22 protein-coding genes are annotated in these 19,894 nt (G+C 64.8%); 13 read left to right on the forward strand and 9 right to left on the reverse strand.

What is annotated here, in order from left to right:
- Positions 1–17: 17 nt before the first annotated feature.
- The 4 genes from ACFFJ6_RS06395 to ACFFJ6_RS06410 all read left to right on the forward strand — a co-directional run bounded on the left by ACFFJ6_RS06395 (position 18) and on the right by ACFFJ6_RS06410 (position 2,497).
- Positions 18–275, forward strand: a complete 258-nt coding sequence (locus tag ACFFJ6_RS06395) for a DUF6894 family protein (RefSeq protein ID WP_378385516.1) — start codon at positions 18–20, stop codon at positions 273–275.
- Positions 276–345: 70 nt separating this feature from the next.
- Positions 346–1,743: an amidase family protein gene (locus ACFFJ6_RS06400; RefSeq protein WP_378385518.1), complete on the forward strand. Its 1,398-nt coding sequence runs from the start codon at positions 346–348 to the stop codon at positions 1,741–1,743.
- Between the two features lie 23 nt (positions 1,744–1,766).
- Positions 1,767–2,243, forward strand: coding sequence for a glutathione peroxidase (locus ACFFJ6_RS06405; RefSeq protein WP_378385520.1), 477 nt, complete (start codon positions 1,767–1,769; stop codon positions 2,241–2,243).
- Positions 2,240–2,497 carry a DUF3297 family protein gene (locus ACFFJ6_RS06410; protein ID WP_378385523.1) on the forward strand — a complete coding sequence of 86 codons (258 nt, stop codon included), beginning with the start codon at positions 2,240–2,242 and terminating at the stop codon, positions 2,495–2,497. The genes ACFFJ6_RS06405 and ACFFJ6_RS06410 overlap by 4 nt, the downstream gene beginning before the upstream one ends.
- 638 nt (positions 2,498–3,135) lie before the next feature.
- On the opposite strand, the gene ACFFJ6_RS06415 is transcribed toward ACFFJ6_RS06410, so the two are convergent.
- Complete coding sequence (locus tag ACFFJ6_RS06415; protein ID WP_378385525.1) at positions 3,136–3,420, reverse strand: GIY-YIG nuclease family protein; 285 nt, start codon at positions 3,418–3,420, stop codon at positions 3,136–3,138.
- A 115-nt stretch (positions 3,421–3,535) separates the two neighbouring features.
- On the opposite strand from ACFFJ6_RS06415, the gene ACFFJ6_RS06420 reads away from it, so the two are divergent.
- From ACFFJ6_RS06420 to ACFFJ6_RS06435, 4 genes are all read left to right on the forward strand, one after another.
- Complete coding sequence (locus ACFFJ6_RS06420; RefSeq protein WP_378385527.1) at positions 3,536–3,904, forward strand: hypothetical protein; 369 nt, start codon at positions 3,536–3,538, stop codon at positions 3,902–3,904.
- A 141-nt stretch (positions 3,905–4,045) separates the two neighbouring features.
- Positions 4,046–4,975, forward strand: coding sequence for an SMP-30/gluconolactonase/LRE family protein (locus tag ACFFJ6_RS06425; protein ID WP_378385529.1), 930 nt, complete (start codon positions 4,046–4,048; stop codon positions 4,973–4,975).
- Positions 4,976–5,135: 160 nt separating this feature from the next.
- Positions 5,136–5,750 (forward strand): GNAT family N-acetyltransferase, encoded by a 615-nt coding sequence (locus tag ACFFJ6_RS06430; protein WP_378385531.1) that lies wholly within the window; start codon positions 5,136–5,138, stop codon positions 5,748–5,750.
- 66 nt (positions 5,751–5,816) lie between these two features.
- A complete protein-coding gene (locus tag ACFFJ6_RS06435; protein ID WP_378385533.1) occupies positions 5,817–6,149 on the forward strand; it encodes a hypothetical protein in 333 nt (110 codons plus the stop codon).
- A gap of 37 nt (positions 6,150–6,186) precedes the next feature.
- Here the strand turns inward: ACFFJ6_RS06435 and ACFFJ6_RS06440 are convergent, their stop codons facing one another.
- From ACFFJ6_RS06440 to ACFFJ6_RS06450, 3 genes are read right to left on the reverse strand one after another with little or no spacing between them, the layout of a single operon-like run.
- The gene (locus ACFFJ6_RS06440) at positions 6,187–7,176 is read right to left on the reverse strand and encodes a PDR/VanB family oxidoreductase (protein WP_378385535.1); all 990 of its coding nucleotides are present in this window, start codon (positions 7,174–7,176) and stop codon (positions 6,187–6,189) included.
- Positions 7,177–7,189: 13 nt separating this feature from the next.
- Positions 7,190–7,945, reverse strand: a complete 756-nt coding sequence (locus ACFFJ6_RS06445) for a GntR family transcriptional regulator (protein WP_378385537.1) — start codon at positions 7,943–7,945, stop codon at positions 7,190–7,192.
- A 3-nt stretch (positions 7,946–7,948) separates the two neighbouring features.
- A complete protein-coding gene (locus ACFFJ6_RS06450) occupies positions 7,949–8,992 on the reverse strand; it encodes an aromatic ring-hydroxylating dioxygenase subunit alpha (RefSeq protein ID WP_378385539.1) in 1,044 nt (347 codons plus the stop codon).
- Between the two features lie 201 nt (positions 8,993–9,193).
- On the opposite strand from ACFFJ6_RS06450, the gene ACFFJ6_RS06455 reads away from it, so the two are divergent.
- Positions 9,194–10,312 (forward strand): DUF1963 domain-containing protein, encoded by a 1,119-nt coding sequence (locus ACFFJ6_RS06455; RefSeq protein WP_378385541.1) that lies wholly within the window; start codon positions 9,194–9,196, stop codon positions 10,310–10,312.
- A 215-nt stretch (positions 10,313–10,527) separates the two neighbouring features.
- Here the strand turns inward: ACFFJ6_RS06455 and ACFFJ6_RS06460 are convergent, their stop codons facing one another.
- The 3 genes from ACFFJ6_RS06460 to ACFFJ6_RS06470 form a co-directional block, all read right to left on the reverse strand.
- Positions 10,528–11,370, reverse strand: coding sequence for an AAA family ATPase (locus ACFFJ6_RS06460; RefSeq protein WP_378385543.1), 843 nt, complete (start codon positions 11,368–11,370; stop codon positions 10,528–10,530).
- 122 nt (positions 11,371–11,492) lie between these two features.
- The gene (locus tag ACFFJ6_RS06465; protein ID WP_378385545.1) at positions 11,493–11,747 is read right to left on the reverse strand and encodes a GlsB/YeaQ/YmgE family stress response membrane protein; all 255 of its coding nucleotides are present in this window, start codon (positions 11,745–11,747) and stop codon (positions 11,493–11,495) included.
- A 76-nt stretch (positions 11,748–11,823) separates the two neighbouring features.
- Positions 11,824–13,785, reverse strand: coding sequence for a diguanylate cyclase (locus ACFFJ6_RS06470; RefSeq protein ID WP_378385759.1), 1,962 nt, complete (start codon positions 13,783–13,785; stop codon positions 11,824–11,826).
- Positions 13,786–13,954: 169 nt separating this feature from the next.
- On the opposite strand from ACFFJ6_RS06470, the gene ACFFJ6_RS06475 reads away from it, so the two are divergent.
- From ACFFJ6_RS06475 to sseA, 3 genes are all read left to right on the forward strand, one after another.
- Positions 13,955–15,130, forward strand: a complete 1,176-nt coding sequence (locus tag ACFFJ6_RS06475; RefSeq protein ID WP_378385547.1) for a vWA domain-containing protein — start codon at positions 13,955–13,957, stop codon at positions 15,128–15,130.
- A 158-nt stretch (positions 15,131–15,288) separates the two neighbouring features.
- Positions 15,289–15,711 (forward strand): rhodanese-like domain-containing protein, encoded by a 423-nt coding sequence (locus ACFFJ6_RS06480; protein ID WP_378385549.1) that lies wholly within the window; start codon positions 15,289–15,291, stop codon positions 15,709–15,711.
- A 109-nt stretch (positions 15,712–15,820) separates the two neighbouring features.
- On the forward strand, positions 15,821–16,678 hold the full coding sequence (gene sseA, locus ACFFJ6_RS06485; RefSeq protein ID WP_378385761.1) for a 3-mercaptopyruvate sulfurtransferase: 858 nt from the start codon (positions 15,821–15,823) through the stop codon (positions 16,676–16,678).
- Positions 16,679–16,690: 12 nt separating this feature from the next.
- Here the strand turns inward: sseA and ACFFJ6_RS06490 are convergent, their stop codons facing one another.
- On the reverse strand, positions 16,691–17,800 hold the full coding sequence (locus ACFFJ6_RS06490; RefSeq protein ID WP_378385551.1) for a hypothetical protein: 1,110 nt from the start codon (positions 17,798–17,800) through the stop codon (positions 16,691–16,693).
- A 462-nt stretch (positions 17,801–18,262) separates the two neighbouring features.
- On the opposite strand from ACFFJ6_RS06490, the gene ACFFJ6_RS06495 reads away from it, so the two are divergent.
- Positions 18,263–19,471, forward strand: coding sequence for a L,D-transpeptidase (locus ACFFJ6_RS06495; RefSeq protein ID WP_378385553.1), 1,209 nt, complete (start codon positions 18,263–18,265; stop codon positions 19,469–19,471).
- 86 nt (positions 19,472–19,557) lie between these two features.
- Here the strand turns inward: ACFFJ6_RS06495 and ACFFJ6_RS06500 are convergent, their stop codons facing one another.
- Positions 19,558–19,773 carry a hypothetical protein gene (locus ACFFJ6_RS06500; protein WP_378385763.1) on the reverse strand — a complete coding sequence of 72 codons (216 nt, stop codon included), beginning with the start codon at positions 19,771–19,773 and terminating at the stop codon, positions 19,558–19,560.
- Positions 19,774–19,894: the final 121 nt, after the last annotated feature.

Genomic DNA, 19,894 nt, shown 5'->3' on the forward strand with positions numbered 1-19,894 from the left:
GAAACGGAAACTTTTGGATGCCGCGATACTATTTCAATACACGGATCGGTGCGGAGCTGATTCCGGATCCCCAGGGCGAAGACCTGCGCGATGCGGATCATGCCTGGGAAGTTGCCCGCGCAACCATCAGGGAGATCGTCAAGACCGAGGCCGCGCAGGTGGATCTGATCCGCGCCAGCCTCGAGGTCACTGACGAAGCCGGCGACGTGGTGCTGGATTTCCCCTTCAGCGAAGCATTGCTCGACATGCCCGCTTTGCCGCGGAACAGGCACTGAGCCGTCCCGATTTTGACGGTGGCGCGGCATCGGGCCGCGCGCTATCAAGTTCCTGTCGATCGGGGGGAACATGCAAGACATTTGGCGACTGTCCGCGACCGAACTGGCCGGCTTGGTCCAAGCGCGAAAGCTGTCCGCGCGCGAGGCGACGCAGGCGGCGCTGGATCGGCTCGATGCCGTCAATCCCGCGATCAATGCCGTGATCGACCATCGCCCCGGGGCTGCGCTGGCACAGGCCGACGCGGTCGATGCGGCGCTGAAGCGCGGCGATGATCTCGGTCCGCTGGCCGGTGTGCCGGTCACCGTCAAGGTCAATGTCGATCAGCGGGGCTTCGCCACCACCAACGGCGTGACGCTGCAGCGCGATCTGATCGCGGCGACCAATAATCCGGTGGTCGACAATCTGCTGAAATCCGGCGCGGTGATTGTCGGGCGTACCAACACGCCGGCTTTTTCCTATCGCTGGTTCACGGCCAACAAGCTGCACGGTGAAACCCTCAACCCGCGCGATCCGTCGATCACGCCCGGCGGCTCGTCGGGCGGGGCGGGCGCTGCGGTGGCGTCCGGCATCGGCCATATTGCGCACGGCACCGACATCGCCGGCTCCGTGCGTTATCCAGCCTATGCGTGCGGTGTACACGGCCTGCGGCCGACGCTCGGCCGCATCGCCGCCTACAACGCGTCGTCGCCGGAGCGGCCGATCTGTCCGCAAATCAGCGCGGTCTCCGGCCCACTGGCACGTACCATCGCCGATCTGCGCCTTGCTCTCACGGCGCTATCGCAGCCCGATGCGCGCGATCCCTGGTGGGTGCCGGCGCCGCTGCAAGGAGCGCCGCGAGAGAAACGGGCAGCGCTGTGCATCGCGCCGGATGATCTCGCCGTCGTGCCGGAAGTCCGCGATGCGGTGCTCGACGCCGGGCGCCGGCTCGAGGTCGCCGGTTGGACGGTCGAACTGATCGACAAGACGCCGCCGCTGCGCGAAGCGGCCGAACTGCAGGCGCAGCTTTGGCTCGGCGACGGCTACCGGGCGATGCTCGACGCCGCGGAGCGGGAGGGCGACGAAGGCGCGCTGGCCTGCCTCAAAGGTAACCGCGCGCGAGAGATTACCGACGCCGCAACGCTGTCGCGCCTGCTGGTCCGCCGCGCGACTCTCACCCGCGACTGGGAGATGTTCTTCCAGAGCTACGCGGTATTGCTGATGCCGGTGTCGGGCGAACTGCCGTTTCCGCAGCGCCTCGACCTCAAGGACGAAGCCTCGTTCAAACGCGTGTGGGCCGCGCAGATGCCGCAGGTCGGCATTCCGTTCATGGGGCTGCCCGGACTGACAGTGTCGACCGGACTGGTTGGGCGCGTCCCGGTCGGCGTGCAGCTCGTCGCCGGCCGCTATCGCGAAGATCTATGCCTGCTCGCGGGCGAAGCGATCGAGGCGGGCGGCACGCCGCCGTCGCCGATCGATCCGGTGCAGTGAGCGCGCACGAGAGGGCAGGGCTGATGACATCGATCTATGATTTTTCGGCAAGGACGCTGGCCGGTGAGGAGATCTCGCTGAAGCAGTTCGAAGGGCAGGTGCTGCTGATCGTCAACACCGCGAGCGCCTGCGGCCTCACTCCACAATACAAGGGCCTTGAAGCGCTGCAGCAGCAATACGGCGGGCGCGGCTTCTCGGTGCTCGGTTTCCCATGCAATCAGTTCGGCGCGCAGGAACCGGGCGACGAGGCGCAGATCGCGCAGTTCTGCTCGCGCAACTACGGCGTCAGCTTTCCGATGTTCGCCAAGATCGACGTCAATGGCGCCGAGGCGCATCCGTTGTACAAATTCCTGAAAGGCGAGAAGGGCGGTCTGCTCGGCTCCGGGATCAAGTGGAATTTCACCAAATTTCTGGTTGACCGAACCGGCCGTGTGGTATCGCGTCACGCGCCGACGACCACGCCGGAATCGCTCGGTAAAGAAATCGAGACGTTGCTATGACCGATCAGACCCAGAATATCGAACTGCCCGATCGCCTCTCCGTTGAAGAATCCAGCCCCTACTACAACGAGGCGGTGCTGGCGCTCGACGTCGGCATTCGGTTCAAGGGCCAGGACAAGACCAACGTCATCGAATACTGCGTCAGCGAGGGCTGGATCCGCGTCGCGGCCGGCAACGCCAAAGACCGTTTCGGCAATCAGCTCGCCATCAAGGTCCACGGTCCGGTCGAGCCGTACATCCGTCCGCGCAGCTGAGCGTCCGCTCGCATCGCCGCTCGTCGGCGGCGTGCTGAGGCTGGCCTCCGTTGCCAGCGCTCCGCTGTCCGTAACTCTTGCCTGAGCGACTTCCCTTAGCGCGCAACGCTGCTTGCGCGCTGCGGCGGCGTGCGTCGCCCTGTTAACGAATTGCGGCCCTTCAACGTTTGGCCCGTTGGGAGGCCTGCCTACATCTAGCCCCGACATTGCCTGCTGCGGCGATATCTTGCGGTCGGGGTGTCAACTTCTGCTGATTCGGCCGATTCGTCGGCGTTTCGTTCTGATCGCGTTCCATCCGTTAAGATCGCTGAGGCTGGCTGTCGCAGCGTGGGACACGTCGCGGCAGGGCTCGGTGCCCTCTTTTAGAAAAAGCAACTCGAACGGCACGTAAGGCAGGCGCGATCCATTGCGATCGTCGCCGTTAACGAATTTGCTCTCTTGTGGTCCAGATCTCGCGTGTGGCCGCGACCGTGCTTGTGCGGCATCTCGCCCGCGAAAGCTAAATCTGGGGCGTGAACAACCATGACCAGCCGATTCGCAGCGATTCGGCCGTGCTTTGTTCCGTGCGCGTTCGAAACGTTAAAACGGCAGCCCCTTTCTGTTGCAAACCGGCACAGCCGGTGACTTAGCCGCACGGTTCAGTCGCCCCGGACTCTCGCTTTTGCAGCGAGACTTCGTCTGAACGCGCGATCGCGCTTCAGGTGCCATTCGCGGCTCATCGCGTCCTGCCGGCTGGTGAAACGCTCGCTGTGAATCAGAACCCAACTGCGGCCTCGGGTCGAGCGGGCCCCGGTCCCGGCATTGTGCTGCGCTAGCCGCCGATCGAGATCGAGCGTCCAGCCCACATAGGTGAGATAACGGCCCGGGCTGGCGCAGCCGAGCACGTAGACGAAACACTCTTCCTCGACCGGAGCCTCTTGCATCGACCAAGCCTCGCATGATGCACCGAGTCCGGCAATCGGCCGCGGCCGTGCACGTTGACAGCACGGGACCAAAGCCGCTTGGCTGACGCTCACGCAACCGCAGACGGAGCGCACGATGATCGGCAGAACGATGGGATGGGCGATGGTGACGACGCTGCTTGGTGGCGGAGCCGCGCTGGCGCAGGACGTGCCGGGCATCGAGATCTGCACGGCCGAGAAGACGATGGAGCGCCGCACCAGCTGCCTGCAGAGTAATATCGACTTTCTGCAGAAGTCCGCAGACAAGGCGCGGCTCGACCAGCAGCAGAAGCTCGACACCGCGAACCGGCAGATCGAAGCGTTGAAGAGCGCGGTGGCGACGCTGCAGAAGTCCGTCGAACAACTGCAGGCGTCGCAGAAGAAGTCGGAGCCCGCCGCGCCGGCGAAAGATGCGGCGCCCGCCAAGCCCGACGCAAAACCCGAGACCAAAAACGGCGCGAAGTAACAGGGGATCCGCTCCTGCCGCTGAGCGGAATTCGGACGTGGTGCGCGGCTTGGCAGCGCGCACCGACATGCCTAACATCGCGCGTCACCACGCATGGGCTTTGATGTCCGCCCTGCAACAAGAACAACATCGGGAGGATTCATGTCCAACGTCCGCGTTCTCGCCACCGATCTCGCATTCCCCGAAGGCCCGGTGGTGATGCCCGATGGCTCGGTGGTGCTGGTCGAAATCCGCGCGCAACAGCTGACGCGTGTCTGGCCCGACGGTCGCAAGGAAGTCGTCGCCAAGGTCCCGGGCGGCCCGAACGGCGCCGCGCTGGGGCCGGACGGCAAGATGTACATCTGCAACAATGGCGGGTTCGGCTGGTTTCCGTCGCGCGGCACCATGATGCCCGGCGCGCCGGCCGCGCACGAATATATCGGCGGCTCGATCCAGCGCGTCGATCTGCAGAGCGGCGTGGTCGAGACGTTGTTCGACAAGTGCGGCGAGCATCCGCTGAAGGGGCCGAACGATCTGGTGTTCGACAAGCATGGCGGGCTTTGGTTTACCGACCTCGGCAAGCGCCGTGCGCGCGACATGGATGTCGGTGCCGCTTACTACATCAAGCCGGGCATGAGCGAGATCACCGAACAGGTTTTCGGCACGCTGCCGCTCAACGGGATCGGCCTGTCGCCGGACGAAACCACGATGTACGCCGCCGAAACCCCGACCGCGCGGCTGTGGGCCTACGAAATCTCCGCGCCGGGCGAAGTGAAGCCGCGCGACGTGATCTACCGCGGCGAGAAGGGCAAGCCGATCGCCGGGCTTGGGGGCTACCAGATGTTCGACTCGCTGGCCGTGGAGGCTGGCGGCAATGTCTGCGTCGCCACGCTGGTTTCCGGCTGCATCTCGGTGATCGCCCCCGACGGCGCGCTGGTCGAGCAGGTCGAGACCGGTGACCGCGTCACAACCAACATCGCATTCGGCGGGCCCGAGCTGAAGACTGCTTACATCACGCTGTCCGGCAAGGGCGAGTTGATCGCCATGGACTGGCCGCGTGGCGGTCTGCCGCTGAATTTCCTGAACAAGTAAGCGGCTGCCTACAAGCCACAAGCTCATTTTGTCGTCATGCCCGGGCTCGTCCCGGGCATCCACGTCTTCGGCGCTGGTCCTAAGAAAAGACGTGGATGGCCGGGACAAGCTCGGCGATGGCGGCTAAGTTGAGTTCCACCTCAACAAGGAAGCGATGCAGATGCCCTGGCTCGAACCCGTCACCCTCAGCGGCCCGCACGCAACGCTGGAGCCGCTTCAGCCCGCGCATCGCGATGGGCTGATCGAGGCCGTGCAGGATGGCGAGTTGTGGAAGCTCTGGTACACAGCCGTTCCCGCGCCGCATCGGATGGAAGCCGAGATCGCCCGCCGGCTGGCGCTTCAGGCCCAGGGCGCGATGTTGCCCTGGACGGTGAGGGACGCCGATGGGCGGATCGCCGGCATGACGACCTACATGAATGTCGACGCCGCCAATCGGCGGGTCGAAATCGGCTCGACCTGGTACACGCTGCGCGTGCAACGGACCGGGCTGAACACCCAATGCAAGCTGCTGCTGTTGCAGCATGCCTTCGAGACGCTCGACTGCATCGCGGTGGAATTCCGCACCCACTTCTTCAACCATCAATCCCGCCGCGGCATCGAACGGCTTGGCGCCAAACAGGATGGTATCCTGCGCAGTCATCAGATCGCCCCGAACGGGACGCTCCGCGACACCGTCGTGTACTCGATCATCGCGTCGGAATGGCCGGCCGTGAAGGCCCATCTGAACTATCAGCTGTTCGATAAGCCCCCGTCCGGCCCCCGGGTTTCCACGTGATGCCGTTCAGCCACGGCTTGCTAACAGCTTGCTGATCGAAAGAATGATCGGTTAAATAAGTCCCGTTTGATTTACATCATTCCGGAGGCGGCCCGCCGCCGCCATGCTACCGACATGCCGTTCTATCGCTTTCATGTCCGCGATCCGATCAACCGCGTCGATGGCCCGGGCCACGACGGGGCGGCGCTTGCCGACGACATCGATGCCACGCTGTTCGCGGCGGGTGTGATTCAGCGGCTTATCCAACTGCAGCCGACCGTTCCGCTGACCTGGTCGATCGAAATCATGCAGGATCAGCGCCGGGTTTGTGCCCTTCCGTTCGATAAGGGCTGCCAGGTGATGCTTCGGCCCGAATGGGTTTGCGACCAGCCGACCGACGTTCACGAAGGCTGGCGCTGAGCAGTTCCCATATTGGTTGGCGCGCTACCGTCTCGCTCTAAGCGGCTGCGCTCGGCAGCTGGTCCGCGCGGTACAATGTGTCGATGGTCACGGTTCCATTTGCCCGCGAAACGCAGGGGCAGATCTTGCCGTTGTGGTGCTTCTGTTCGGTGCTGAAGAACACGTCGCGGTGATCGATCTCGCCGTCGACACAGGCCACGTCGATGGCGCAGACGCCGCACTCACCGCGCTGACAATCGGAAATCACCTCGAAGCCGGCGGCATTCAACACATCGAGCATCGAACGGTCCCGCGGAATAAGGATTTCCTGTCCGGTCGTGCCGATCCGGACCCGGAACTCGCGCGTCGGCAACCGCCCGCTCGATCCGAAAGTCTCGAAACAGAGGTCACTGGCCGGGCGGCCGGCGTCCGCCCAGGCCTGCTTGGCGGCTTCGAGCATGCGCAGCGGACCACAGACCACAGCGATTGCGTTTTCGGGGAGGGCCGCGAAGGTCGCTAAGAGGTCGAGCCGTCCGCCGGCTGCGCTGGGGTAAAGGCGAAGCTGCTCGCCCAGAAGGGCGGCGAGCTCGTCATGCAGCGCCGCGTCCTCGTGAGACTTCACGGCATAGTGCATCGACAGGTCGACATTCTTGCGCGCGAGCGCTGCGGCGATGCCGAGCATCGGCGTGACGCCGATGCCGCCGGCGATCAGGCAGTAATGCTTGCGGCTCCAGTCGATCTCGAACAGCGAGGTCGGATTGGAGATGTCGAGCTTGTTGCCGGGCTGCAGCGCCCACATCGCCCGCGAGCCGCCGCGACTGTCGTCGGCGATCCGCACGGCGATGCGCAGCAGGCCGTCGGCGCACGGGATCAACGAGTAGCTGCGCCGTTCCGGTTGGCCGTCGATCAGCACTGCGACGCTGATGTGGCTGCCCGGCGCCCAGCTGCCGGCCGGCACGTCGGGCTTCAGGGTGATTTCGCGGATGGTCGGCGCGAGATCGCGGGTCGCGATCACGCTGGCCTGGCTCCAGTGCTCGGCGAAACGCATATCGGCCTCCGTACTATTTGTCCGCGGCGGACGTCACCAGCGCCAGCGCCGGGAGTAATTCGAGATGGGTGCGGTTGCGTAGCGCGAGGCGCAGGTTGCGCACCGCGAGCCGGGCATGCTCGCGCATTACCGCCTCGGCGCGGCCGCCTTCGCGGTTCTCGATCGCGTCCACGACGATGCGATGGTGATCCTGCGCGATCATCAGGATCTGATGTGCCTCCGGCAGCGCCGACTGCGCCATCACGAAAGCGCTCGGCGAGGCGAAGGGCAGGGCGGCGACGCGGTCGATCTGCCGCATCACCGGGCCGCTGCCGGACAGCTCGTTGAGTAGCGCGTGAAATCGTGCGTTCAGCGACACATAGGACGAAAACGCTTCGACCGAGATCGGATCCTGTTTCACCAACAGGTCGATATCGGCGAGGCATTCCTTCAGCGGCTCGAGCTGCCGCGCGCTGGCGCCGCGCTCGGCGGCGAAGCGGGCGGCGAGGCCTTCCATGGTGCCGCGCAGCTCGATCGAGTCGAGAATGTCGCGTTCCGAAAACGCCTTGACCATGAAACCGCCGGACGGGATCGCCTGCAACAGGCCTTCGTCCTCGAGCCGCACCAGCGCCATCCGCACCGGCGTGCGCGACACGCCGGTGATCTCGACCGCCTGCAGTTCGGAAATGCGCTCGCCGGCGCGGAGCTGGCCGGACAGTACCATGTCGCGTAGCGCGAGCTGCGCACGCACTGTCTGAGACATCGAGCGGTCTGCGACCTTCTCGTTCATCGCTTACTCCGCTGCCTGCAACCGCGGCGCGGCTTCCTTGGCCGCCATGCGGTCGATCAGCTTGCGCGACCACATCGCGCCGGCGTCGATGTTGAGATTGTAGAACACGCGGTCCGGGTTCTCGCTGATCGCGCGCTGCTGCGCTTCGAGAATGATTTCGTCCTCACCGAAAATGCCGGAAACGCCTTCGCGGATCTCGGTGGTGAGGCGCTGCTCGGTCAGTCGGTAGTTGCGCACGAACGCCCAGAAATAATGGCAGGTCGTCTCGGTCTCCGGCGTCATGGTGTTGAGCACGAAGCCGTTGACGCCCTGCGAGCGATCGCCCTCCGGTGCGCCGCTGCCGGCCGGCGCGACGCCGACGTCGATCGTCACCGTGCCGGGCGCCTCGAAGCGGATGATCTGCCAGCGATCGACCAAGCCGGGCTTGCGCAGCTGCGCAGCCCAGAACGGCGGCGCTTCGATGCCCTTCATCCAGCGCGTCACCGTCACGGTGCGGTCGCCGTGAGTCACATCGAACGGCGCCTCGGCCACCGCCTCGTTGCCGATCGAGGAGCCGTGGACGTAGGTCTCGTGCGTCAGGTCCATCAGATTGTCGACGACCAGCCGCCAGTCGCATTTGACGTGGATGGTCTTGCCGTCGCCGGCCCATGCGGGATCGTCGTTCCAGTGCATGTCCGGCACCAGCGCCGGATCGGCCAGCGTCGGGTCGCCCATCCACAGCCAGATGAAGCGATGTCGCTCGACCACCGGATAGGACCGGACGCAGGCCGACGGATTGATGGTCTCTTGCGAGGGCATGTAGGTGCAACGGCCCTGCGCGTTGAACTTCAGGCCGTGATAGCCGCACACCACGGTGTCGCCCTCGAGTCGGCCCTTGGAGAGCGGCACCAGCCGATGCCAGCACGCGTCCTCGAGAGCCGCGACGCTGCCATCGCCCTTCCGATACATCACCACATGTTTGCCGCAGATCGTGCGGGGCAGCAGTGCGTGTTTGATGTCGGCGTCCCACGCCGCCGCATACCAGGCGTTGAGCGGAAAAGCGGGCATCGCGGCCTCCCTGAGATTGGTTCTTATTCTGAGTTCAGATTGTATACCGAAATTGGTAATGAGCAAGTCGAATCCCTTATTTTAAGTGGCCACCGGGACTTTCTGTATACCGAGGAGGATCTATGGGTCGAAAGGAAGATCCTGACTTGGCCTGTTCGTGATTTGTTCGTTTGCTCTCGTTTCCTTTGGCGGGAGGCTGGGATGATCGATTACGAGACGATGGACGACGCTGCTCTCGCGGCCGCGTGGATCGACAATCTGAAACAGCAGGAGAAGATCGAGCATGTCGGAGCGTATAACCGACACTTCCGGCAGCGGAGCCAGATCCTGCAGATGCTGCGGAGCCGAAGCGCTAGCTCGCCAGCAGCGTTAAGCGGTCTGCTGGAGCATTCGGACCCGGCCGTCGCAAAGGCGGCTGCGCAGGCCCTCAAGTGGCCGGACAGTCCTCCGCCAGCGCGCATGCCGCAGCTTCCACCAGAGCACCCGGTATTCTGGATGACCCGCAATCCGCCGCCGCCGGCCTTGTCGGCGGCGGAGATCGCGCATCGGCTCAGCAAGGTCCTGCCGGGTCAGGCGGACGCGTTGCTGCGCTGGCTACGGCCGGCCATCGGTCTGTGGCCGCAAGGCGAGCGGCCGGATGCGCCGGCGGACGGCTCGCGCCTCGGCGGTATGCCATACGCGCCGCCCGGCTGGAGCTGGCCGGTCGCCGAGGGCGAGCCGATGTTGTTCATCGCCCAGATCAATTGCGCGGACGTGCACGGAATGCCGGGCGCCGAGGCGTTGCCGGCCACCGGCCTGCTGTCGTTCTTTGCTGATCACGACACGGCGATGGGCTGCTTGCTCACCGGGCAGGGCGGCGCCGCTTATTACTGGCCCGACACCGACAATCTTGTGCCGGCCGAGCCGCCGATTGAGATCCTGATGCGGTTCGCGCGGGCCGAGTTGCTGTTCAGGCCGATGTTCGATCTTCCCGATCCGCGGAGCAGCATCGTCTCTGCGATCCTGCCCGAACGGGACCAGCTCGGCCTTTACAAGTGCTTTCGTCGCGAAATGACTGCCTTTGGTTTGCCCGAAGAACTATCGGAGACCGGCGGCAGCAAATTGCTCGGCTGGCCGGATCTGCTGCAGGACGAAGACTTTTGTTTGGAGCTCAACGAATCGTTCGCTGTGTACCGGCTGTTGCTGCAGCTCGGCGGCTATACCAACGGCCAGGACTTCGCCGGTTGGGGGCCGGGCGGTTATCTTTACTACTTCCTCACCGACGACGATTTCGCCGGGCAGAAGTGGGACGCCGCAGAACTCGCGATGCAGTGTACGTAACGCGATGCAGCCGCTCTGTTGGTATTCTGGGTGCGCCGCGTAGCGGCGCAGGCCCGGCATCCATACTCCTCGGCGTCTCAGTTGAGGTGCTGCGCCGCCGTGCCACCACGCTGGCCGCAGGGGCTCTGGATTCCGGATTCACGCTACGCGCGCCCTGGAATGACGGGGAGAGGGCGCGACGAAACGCGTCCGCCCTCACACCTTTGACCAGCCCCTTAGACCTCGCGGCGGCTGAGGAACGCCAGCCGTTCGAACAGATGCACATCCTGCTCGTTCTTCAAGAGCGCGCCGTGCAGCGGGGGGATCAGCTTGCGCGGGTCGCGTTCCTTGAGCTGCTCGGGGCTCATGTCTTCGTTGAGCAGCAGCTTGAGCCAGTCGAGCAACTCAGAAGTCGACGGCTTCTTCTTCAGGCCGGGCACGTCGCGGACTTCGAAGAAGATCTTGAGCGCTTCCTGTACCAGACGCTGCTTGATGCCCGGGAAGTGCACGTCGACGATCGCCTGCATCGTGTCGGCATCGGGGAACTTGATGTAGTGGAAGAAGCAGCGGCGCAGGAACGCGTCCGGCAATTCCTTCTCGTTGTTCGAGGTGATCACCACGATCGGGCGCTTTTCGGCCTTAATGGTTTCGCCGGTCTCGTAGACGTGGAACTCCATGCGGTCGAGTTCGAGCAAGAGGTCGTTCGGAAACTCGATGTCGGCCTTGTCGATCTCGTCGATCAGCAGCACCGGGCGCCCCCCGTGGGTGAAGGCTTCCCACAGCTTGCCGCGCTTGATGTAGTTCTTGATGTCGGAGACGCGCGGGTCGCCGAGCTGGCTGTCGCGCAGCCGCGACACGGCGTCGTATTCATACAGGCCCTGCTGCGCCTTGGTGGTCGACTTGATGTGCCAGGTCAGCAGCGGGGCATTGAGCGCCCGCGCGATTTCCTCGGCCAGCACGGTTTTGCCGGTGCCGGGCTCGCCTTTCACCAAGAGCGGCCGTTCGAGCACGATCGCCGCATTGACGGCGACCTTGAGGTCGTCGGTCGCCACATAATCCTTGGTGCCGGTGAACTTCATGCGTTTCTGCCTCGTCTGTGATCAGGCGGCGCGCGCCATTCTTGTTGTTTGTTGTTGCGTCTCTGGATGTGGTGGGCACACCCGGCTGCGACCTCGGGATCGCAGCGCCGAGAGCCTGCGTATCAGGCTCTGCGGATCATGGCCAGCAGCACCAGCACGATCACAGCGCCGATCGCGGCGTTGATGATAGCCCGGAAGATGCCGGCGCCGAGCGACACCCCGAGGAATGGCAGCAGCCAGCCGGCGACGACGGCGCCGACGATGCCGACCACGATATTGCCGATCAGGCCGAAGCCGCCGCCGCGCACCAACAGTCCCGCCAGCCAGCCGGCAATTGCGCCGACCAGAAGCCAGACGATGATGGAATCGATACCCATGGAAGGTCTCCCTCTCGATGTTGCCCAGGCGTCCATGCCGCAGCGGACAAACCTTAGGGAAACGCGCCCGCAGGGTCTAGGCGTTTGGAACCCGCGTCGCCTCGGGCGTGGAGGGGGCTGTTTCGGCATCCGCGCGTGGAGCCAGCGGGACGGCGTCGGCCACGTGGACCAGCGCCGCGACGCTGCGATTCCGGCCGGTGCGCTTGGCTTGGTAAAGCGCCGTGTCCGCGTCGCGGACCAGCGTCGCTGGATCGTTTGTCTCGGCGGTCCGGGTGGCGACGCCGATACTGACCGTCAGATAGCCGGCAGGCGAGGCCGGATTGGCGAGGCCGAGTTGACGAATTTCGCGGCGGATCAGGTGCGCCAGCTGCATCGCGGCCTCCGCATCGGCACCCGGGAGAACGATGGCGAATTCCTCGCCGCCATAGCGCGCCGCATGCCCGCCGATCGCTGCGACGGCGCCCGCCAGCAGCGAGCCGATCAGCTTCAGGCCCTGATCGCCGGCCTGATGGCCGAGGCCGTCGTTGAAGCCTTTGAAGTAGTCGACGTCGATCATCAGCACCGAGAGTTGTGCATGCGCGGCGAACGCATCCTCAATGAAGTCCTCGTGCGCGCGGCGGTTGGGCAGGCTGGTGAGGCCATCAGTGCGTGCCAGTTCCGCAAGGCGGGAATTTAGGGCGTCGACCTCGTCCTCCATCTCCTTGCGCCGGGTGACGTCCCGCAAGGTGCAAACAATGTGATTGCCGGGCTTGCCGTTCTGGCGCGTGTAGCGGAAGTTGGCTTCGAGCCAGACGATGGTGGCGTCGGCCCGCTCCATGCGAAACTCGGCGCGCAGCCCGTCTTTGGCATCTACCAGTCGCCTACCCATCGCGCGCACGCCGGCGACATCGTCCGGGTGCAGCATGTCGGCATATACGCGACCGACCATCTCGTCGGGCGTGAAGCCAAGTACGGCTTCGACCGATTCCGACATGAAATTGACCACGCCGTGCTCGTCGAGCAGGACCACGACGTCGCCGATATTGGCGTCGATCAGGCGGTGACGCGCATCGCGCTCGCGCAGGATCGCTTCGAATCGCTGACGATTGCGGAGTTGGCCGGCGAGCACGGCGGCGAGCAGCACCACACAGGCGAGCATTGCGCTCGCAACCAACGCGTCCGACCGAATCCCTTCATGCCATCGCGCCAGCACCGAGGCTTCCGTGCGGGCTACGGTAACCAGCAGCGGATATCGCTGCACCCGTTCATACGCGTAGTACTTGACTAAACCGTCGAACGGCGACGTCTCCACATTGTAGCCCTGCGGACCGCGCGGAAGCAGCTCGCGAAGCAACACCGTGTTGGACAGATCCTTTCCTTCGGCCGCCGACGGCCAACGGATCATGATCCGCCCATCGCTGGCCGCCAAAGTGATCGCGCCGTCCGGGCCAAGGTTGAGCGTCTTGTAGAAGTCGGTGAAATAGTCGCTTTCGATTGTGGCGATGACGACGCCGGCGAAGCTACCATCGGCGTTCTCGATCCGCCGCGTCAATGCGATGATCGGACGGCCCGAGTGGCGCGACAGCATAGGTCCGGTGATCTGCAGCGAGTTGTCTGTGCTGTCGCGGTGGTGGACGAAATAGCTGCGGTCCGCATTGTTGATCGATGGCGGCATGGCGAGCGAGGCGTATCGGATGTTGCCGTTGGCGTCGAATACCACCAATTCGTTGATCTGGTCGAGATTGTCGGCAACTTCGCGCAGCCGCGCGTCGAGCGTCTGGCGGGAGGGGTGCGACGGCAGGCGCAGAAACGCCACGAGATCGTCCATCACCACGTCGATCGTCTGGATCGTGTGAGAGGCGTGCTCGGCCAGCGAATGCGCCAGGTTCCGCATTTCGGTCTCGCTTTGCGCGAGAGCGTTCTGCCGCGCCTCGTAGCCTTTCCAGACCACGAGGCCGAGAACGCAGGCGCTCAGTGCGAGGACGAACATCGTGACGATCAGGACCGGTGTCGTCAGCCGACTGGTCGAACTGGGCGCGGTGGGCTTACGGACGTTCATCGGCACTGTCGGGTTATTTCCCGCGCACACCTGCACCGACTTTAATTACCCAACCGATAACCCGATCGTTCCGTTTGGCGGGAATCCCGGTTCCATCTGCGGTTTTCAACAGGGGCGAAGACTTGCGGCGCCCCTTGACGCCCGCCACTGCTCGGGCAATCTGTCGTTTATGTTCCTTCAGTTCTTCACGTCGCTCCGCGACGCTCAGGTGCCCGTTACGCTTCGCGAATATCTGACGTTGATGGAGGCGCTCGACGCCGACCTCGCGGATCAGAGCGTGGAGAATTTTTACTACCTGTCGCGCGCCGCGCTGGTGAAGGACGAGCGCAATCTCGACAAGTTTGACCGAGTTTTCGGCGCGACCTTCAAGGGGCTCGAAAACCTCCTTGATGCGATGGAGAAGGCTGAGATCCCGGCCGAGTGGCTGAAGAAGCTCGCCGAGAAGTATCTCACCGAGGAAGAGAAGAAGCAGATCGAGGCCATGGGCTGGGACAAGCTCATGGAGACGCTGAAGAAGCGCCTGGAGGAGCAGAAGAAGCGGCACCAGGGCGGCAACAAGTGGATCGGAACGGCCGGGACTTCGCCGTTCGGCGCCGAGGGCTACAATCCGGAGGGCGTCCGGATCGGTCAGGAGAAGAGCCGCCACCAGCGCGCCGTGAAGGTCTGGGACAAGCGTGAGTTCAAGGACCTCGACGGCAACGTCGAGCTCGGCATCCGCAATATCAAGGTGGCGCTCCGCCGCTTACGCAAGTTTGCCCGCACCGGCGCCCCCGACGAGCTCGATCTCGACGCCACCATCCGGGAGACGGCCAATCACGGCTATCTCGATGTCCATATGCGTCCGGAGCGGCGTAACGCCGTGAAGGTGCTGGTGTTCTTCGACATCGGCGGCTCGATGGACAGCCATGTCGCTCAGGTCGAGGAGTTGTTCTCGGCTGCCAAGAGCGAATTCAAGCACATGGAATATTTCTACTTCCACAACTGCCTGTACGAGGGAGTCTGGAAGCAGAACAAGCGGCGGTTCACCGATCGTACTCCGACCTGGGACGTGCTGCACAAGTTTCCGCACGACTACAAAGTCGTGTTCGTCGGCGACGCGTCGATGAGTCCCTACGAGATCATGGTGCCGGGTGGTTCGGTCGAGCATGTGAACGAGGAGGCCGGATCGGTCTGGCTCGACCGCGTGTTGCGCACCTATCCGCACGCGGTCTGGCTCAACCCGGTCGCGCAGAGGCATTGGGACTATTCGGAGTCGACCACGATCATCCGCCGATTGTTCTCCGAAAGAATGTATCCGATCACGATCGAGGGTCTCGAAGGCGCGATGCGCGAACTGGTCCGCTGAGCATCACCTCCGCGTTCGCAGAGGCTGCGTGTCCGGACATGCGAGGGATCGGTGGAACTGCTTTGCTGACTTTTGGTCGAGCCCCGCGCCGAGGCGCGCGCTTCGCCGGGCTGGGATCGGCTGACCACCCTGCAAACAAGAAGACTTGAGGAACGACCATGCCCCAGACCATCACCCGCGGCATCAAAACGATGATCGACGAGGCCAATGCCTCGATCGAAACGCTAACGACAGCCGACGCCATTGCGCTGCACAAGTCCGGTACCGAGGACGTGGTGATCGTCGACATTCGCGATCCGCGTGAGATCGAACGCGACGGCAAGATCCCGGGCTCCTTCTCCTGCACGCGCGGCATGCTTGAATTCTGGATCGATCCGCAGAGCCCCTACGCCAAGCCGATTTTCCAGCAGGACAAGAAGTTCGTGTTCTATTGCGCCGGCGGTCTGCGCTCGGCGCTGGCTGCCAAAACAGCGCACGACATGGGGTTGAAGCCGGTCGCTCACATCGAGGGTGGGTTCGGCGCCTGGCGTGACGCCGGCGGCCCGGTGGAGGCGTGGGTGCCCAAGGCGCCGAAAGGCTGAGGCCGGGGAACGTGTGCGCGGCTTGACGCCGCCGGCGCTTGCCCGCTTTCAATGCCCCGCCTCGCCGGTCCTCGGCGAGGTGCCATTCAACATCGCGCCGAGGTTACCGATGACCGCAACAGATGATCCATTGGTGTCGACCGAATGGCTTGCCGCGAAGCTCGGCGATCCGAAGGTCAAGGTGCTCGATGCATCGTTCAAGATGCCGGGTGTGATGCCCCGGCCAACCGAGGACTACCTGGCGGCGCACATTCCCGGGGCGGTGTATTTCGACGTCGAGGAGGTCTGCGACCGGACCGACCCCTTGCCGCATATGTTTCCGGATGCGGCGCAGTTCGCCCGCGATGTCGCCGCGCTGGGTGTTTCCTCAGGCGATACGGTGGTGATTTATGACGCCGGTGGTTGGGTCGCTGCGCCACGGGCGTGGTGGATGTTTCTCTCCTTCGGCCATGACAAGGTCCGCATTCTCGAGGGCGGCCTTAAGAAATGGCAGGCTGAAGGTCGGCCGACGGAATCCGGAAGACCGTCTCCGAATCCCGGCCGCTTCACCGCCGAACTCGATCCGACACATTTGCGTAGCAAGCAGCAGATGGTCGCCAATCTCGACGGTGCGGCGGAGCAGGTGATCGATGCCCGCGCCGCCGAGCGGTTCGAGGGCCGCGTACCGGAGCCGCGCCCCGGTCTGCGCGCTGGCCACATTCCGGGCAGCCGCAACCTTCCCTACAATGAGCTGTTCGACGCCAAGACCGGGCTGATGAAATCACGCGAGGAGCTGCGCGCGGCGTTTGTCCGGGCAGGCGTAGATCTGAATCGCCCGATCGTCACGAGCTGCGGCTCCGGCGTTTCGGCGGCCGTGCTGACGCTGGCGCTCTACCGCCTTGGCGTCCGCGGCTCCGCGCTTTACGACGGATCATGGTCGGAGTGGGGGATGCAAGACGGCCCGCCGATCGCCACGGGGCCGGCGTGACGTCGTTCCGTCTCAGCTCGGCGGGAAGCCGAAAGGCGGCATAGGAGCCGCCGGGCGCGCGACGATCGGTTGCGCATTCGGTGCTTCGCTTTGACGCCGACGCTTGACCTTGCGCTTCACTTGAGCACGGCTGGTGGCCCTCGGCGTCGTCTTGGCCACGGGTTCGGTTTTCGCGGACGGACTTCCGGCCACCGCCGTTTCCGAGCCGTTCGGCTTGGCCGATTGTTGCTTAGCGGCTTCTGAATCCGGCAAGGACGTCTGGGCCGCCGACTTGACCGACGGCCGCGGATCGGGCCGCGGCGTCGGGATCGGCCCGGTTAGCGCCGCGACCTGCGCCAATGGCTCCGTTTGGACCGGCTCCGGGGGAGCTTGCTCGGCGGTTGCCACGGACCGTTGAGGATCCGCCGCGGCCGGCTTTTCGGTCGAAGCCGTCAGCCCTGCGTCGGCCCCGTCCGTTGCGGGCTTCGCTTGCTCCTGGATGGCCGGAGCATCGTTTCGCTCCGGTTTGAGGGCAGGGGGAGCGGCGTCCAGCGTCACGCTCGCGCTCTGAGGTCGAACGTCCTGCACGATTGCGTCAGGCTGAGTCGGCTCGTTCCCCGGCGCGCCTGCGACCTCACGTGGCGGCGTCGGGGCGATCTGCTGTGTGGGCATCGGCGCAGTCGGCGCCGCGGGCGCTTGCGTCAATGCGGGATCGGCGGGTTTGGAAGCAGGGGACGTCGCCTCGGTGGTCCCTTTATCGCTCGGCTTCGGATCGCTCATCACGGTGTCCTGCTTGGTGTCGGCCGAATGAGCTTCAGCGGACGGTGTGCTACCGGGCGAGACCGTGGCGTTCTGCTCCGGGAGTGGAGCACCAGGCGTTTCGGGTTCCGGCGCCGACGTGGCCACGGCCGGAGTGTCTTGCTTGGTGAGTTCGCTCGTCGGCTCGACGCGGAGCATGCTCAAGGTCGGCGTCGCTGACTGGCTCGGCCAGGCTGCGACCGAAATCGGCGCGGGACGGACCGACATCTCGTTGGCGAATTGCTCATGCGCAGCGCGCAGGAGGGCGGCGGCGCCGAGGCCAAACACCAGCATCGATACCGCTAGCGCGACCGCCGCGAACAGGAACCGGACTCCGGGAAGCATCTCGGGTTCATTCCATCTTCGGCGCAAGCGCGCGAAGACACATTGAGCAACAACCAAACGCGGCGACGACGCTGGCTTGATCGATCGGCTTTGCGCTACGCCGACCGCGAATCAAGCACGTCCAGAATAGCGTAACGGGCCCGCGGCACCGCGCGAAAATTTCAGCCGAGTCGCTTCGCCGCATGATGAATTGCGCCGCACTGACAGAATTATCGCGGCGTCACCCGTGAACAACAGCGATCGACACGACCCGTGGCCACCGCCCGTCGAGGCTGCAGAACTGCTTGTGACGAGGCTGTTGCAGGAATGGTGGGCGGGGTGGGCAAACGCGACAAATGCGGCACATGGGGCGAAATAAGCCCGATTTTGGCGTGATTGTGCCGGTCTCGTCTTGAATGTGCCGTGATCCTACGGCATCAGCCCGTTAACGATCCGGTCTCGGCTTCGGTCTATAAGCGGGCGATGATGAACAATCGAATTTTGACGTTGTTGGCAACGGCTGCGGCGATTGCGGCCGGAACTTCCCTGGCGCAGGCGCAGAGCTATCCCGCCGCGCCCGGATCCTACGCGACGGCGGCGCCGGGGGACTATCGGCGCCAGTTGCCGGATTTCGACAATGTCGACGAGGAAGACGGTGGGCCCGCAGGCCAGTCTGCGGCCTTGCCGCCGCCCGGCCCGGTGATGTCGCCCGATGATCCCCGTTATGGCCGTCCGGCAGCCGCTCCGGTCTATTCGGAGCGCGCGCCCGCGCCGCAGGGTCCCGTGATGTCCCCGGACGATCCGCGCTACGGCCGTCCGATGGCCGCGCCGACCTATTCCGATCGTGGCGCTGCGCCGCAGGGCCCGGTTATGTCTCCGGATGATCCGCGCTATGGCCGTCCCGCCGGTCCGCCGCCGGTGATTTACTCGAACACCGGCGATGGTTCGCCGCGTCCGCCGGAAGGCGTTGGACAGTCCGGCGTGCCGCAGCAGGCAACCGGTTCGGTACAGTCCGCGCCGGCGCTCGGCGCCGATGGCCGGCCGCTGCAGGTCGCCGCACTGCCGCCGGAAGACCAGCCCGAGGCCAACCAGGAATTCCAGCTGCCCCCCAATCTCCGCCGTCAGGAAGTCGCCTTCCAGACCAAGGAGCCGGCCGGCACCATCGTGGTCGATACCAGCCACACCTATCTGTATTACGTGCTCGGCAACGGCCGGGCGATGCGTTATGGCGTTCGCGTCGGACGCGACGGGTTCACCTGGACCGGCGTGCAGAAGATCACCCGCAAGGCGGAGTGGCCGGATTGGCATCCGCCGACCGAGATGATCGAGCGCCAGCCTTATCTGCCGCGCTTCATGGCCGGCGGGCCGGGTAATCCGCTCGGCGCCCGCGCGATGTATCTCGGCTCGACGGTCTACCGCATCCACGGCACCAACCAGCCGTCGACGATCGGCAAGTTCGTGTCGTCGGGCTGCATCGGCATGCTGAACGAAGACGTCAGCGATCTGTTCGAACGTGCGAAGGTCGGCACTCGCGTGGTCGTGCTGCCCGGCGGTCCGCCCCCGGCGACGGCCAGCGCCGCCCCGCAGCCGGTCGCTTCAGCGGCTCCGTCGGCCCAGCCGCAGATGTCGGCCGTGCCCGGCACCCAGCCGACCTCCGTTGCGCCGCTGCCCGCGCCCGTGACGATCCGCTGATCGGTTCTCTTCCGAACAGCAAAACGCCCGCGCAGAGCGATCTGCGCGGGCGTTTTGCTTGAAGATGTCGTTTGCGGCGCGACGCGTCAGGCGCCCCGGTTGGGCGCTACGGCATCCCTGCCGTGCTTGGCGCGCCACGCCGGTCCGGGGCCGCGCATGTAGTGCAGCTCGGGACGGTAGGGACTGAAGGCCTGGACGAAAAACTGGCTCCAGAACTCGCCGATTTCGGCGAGCAGGCGAGGGCGACCGGCGGCCGAGTTGACGGCCTCAGATTCAACGGGCGTCGATAGGAAGCGTCCCATGATGGCCTCGTGGTCAGCGCGGGCGGGCGCGACATGCGCCTTCGCCCGCATCGACTGTTGACCCGGGTCGTTAAAACTTTGTGCGAATTGTCCGGCCTCGGCCCGGCTTGCCTGTTGTGCT

Source organism: Rhodopseudomonas telluris, assembly GCF_042432815.1.
GTDB lineage: Bacteria > Pseudomonadota > Alphaproteobacteria > Rhizobiales > Xanthobacteraceae > Rhodopseudomonas > Rhodopseudomonas telluris.

What these genes read in the sequence shown, in the direction of transcription:
- ACFFJ6_RS06395 (WP_378385516.1), top strand. Translation starts at nt 18, where the DNA reads ATGCCGCGATACTATTTCAATACACGGATCGGTGCGGAGCTGATTCCG.
- ACFFJ6_RS06400 (WP_378385518.1), top strand. Translation starts at nt 346, where the DNA reads ATGCAAGACATTTGGCGACTGTCCGCGACCGAACTGGCCGGCTTGGTC.
- ACFFJ6_RS06405 (WP_378385520.1), top strand. Translation starts at nt 1,767, where the DNA reads ATGACATCGATCTATGATTTTTCGGCAAGGACGCTGGCCGGTGAGGAG.
- ACFFJ6_RS06410 (WP_378385523.1), top strand. Translation starts at nt 2,240, where the DNA reads ATGACCGATCAGACCCAGAATATCGAACTGCCCGATCGCCTCTCCGTT.
- ACFFJ6_RS06415 (WP_378385525.1), bottom strand. Translation starts at nt 3,420, where the DNA reads ATGCAAGAGGCTCCGGTCGAGGAAGAGTGTTTCGTCTACGTGCTCGGC.
- ACFFJ6_RS06420 (WP_378385527.1), top strand. Translation starts at nt 3,536, where the DNA reads ATGATCGGCAGAACGATGGGATGGGCGATGGTGACGACGCTGCTTGGT.
- ACFFJ6_RS06425 (WP_378385529.1), top strand. Translation starts at nt 4,046, where the DNA reads ATGTCCAACGTCCGCGTTCTCGCCACCGATCTCGCATTCCCCGAAGGC.
- ACFFJ6_RS06430 (WP_378385531.1), top strand. Translation starts at nt 5,136, where the DNA reads ATGCCCTGGCTCGAACCCGTCACCCTCAGCGGCCCGCACGCAACGCTG.
- ACFFJ6_RS06440 (WP_378385535.1), bottom strand. Translation starts at nt 7,176, where the DNA reads ATGCGTTTCGCCGAGCACTGGAGCCAGGCCAGCGTGATCGCGACCCGC.
- ACFFJ6_RS06445 (WP_378385537.1), bottom strand. Translation starts at nt 7,945, where the DNA reads ATGAACGAGAAGGTCGCAGACCGCTCGATGTCTCAGACAGTGCGTGCG.
- ACFFJ6_RS06450 (WP_378385539.1), bottom strand. Translation starts at nt 8,992, where the DNA reads ATGCCCGCTTTTCCGCTCAACGCCTGGTATGCGGCGGCGTGGGACGCC.
- ACFFJ6_RS06455 (WP_378385541.1), top strand. Translation starts at nt 9,194, where the DNA reads ATGATCGATTACGAGACGATGGACGACGCTGCTCTCGCGGCCGCGTGG.
- ACFFJ6_RS06460 (WP_378385543.1), bottom strand. Translation starts at nt 11,370, where the DNA reads ATGAAGTTCACCGGCACCAAGGATTATGTGGCGACCGACGACCTCAAG.
- ACFFJ6_RS06465 (WP_378385545.1), bottom strand. Translation starts at nt 11,747, where the DNA reads ATGGGTATCGATTCCATCATCGTCTGGCTTCTGGTCGGCGCAATTGCC.
- ACFFJ6_RS06470 (WP_378385759.1), bottom strand. Translation starts at nt 13,785, where the DNA reads ATGAACGTCCGTAAGCCCACCGCGCCCAGTTCGACCAGTCGGCTGACG.
- ACFFJ6_RS06475 (WP_378385547.1), top strand. Translation starts at nt 13,955, where the DNA reads ATGTTCCTTCAGTTCTTCACGTCGCTCCGCGACGCTCAGGTGCCCGTT.
- ACFFJ6_RS06480 (WP_378385549.1), top strand. Translation starts at nt 15,289, where the DNA reads ATGCCCCAGACCATCACCCGCGGCATCAAAACGATGATCGACGAGGCC.
- sseA (WP_378385761.1), top strand. Translation starts at nt 15,821, where the DNA reads ATGACCGCAACAGATGATCCATTGGTGTCGACCGAATGGCTTGCCGCG.
- ACFFJ6_RS06490 (WP_378385551.1), bottom strand. Translation starts at nt 17,800, where the DNA reads ATGCTTCCCGGAGTCCGGTTCCTGTTCGCGGCGGTCGCGCTAGCGGTA.
- ACFFJ6_RS06495 (WP_378385553.1), top strand. Translation starts at nt 18,263, where the DNA reads ATGATGAACAATCGAATTTTGACGTTGTTGGCAACGGCTGCGGCGATT.
- ACFFJ6_RS06500 (WP_378385763.1), bottom strand. Translation starts at nt 19,773, where the DNA reads ATGGGACGCTTCCTATCGACGCCCGTTGAATCTGAGGCCGTCAACTCG.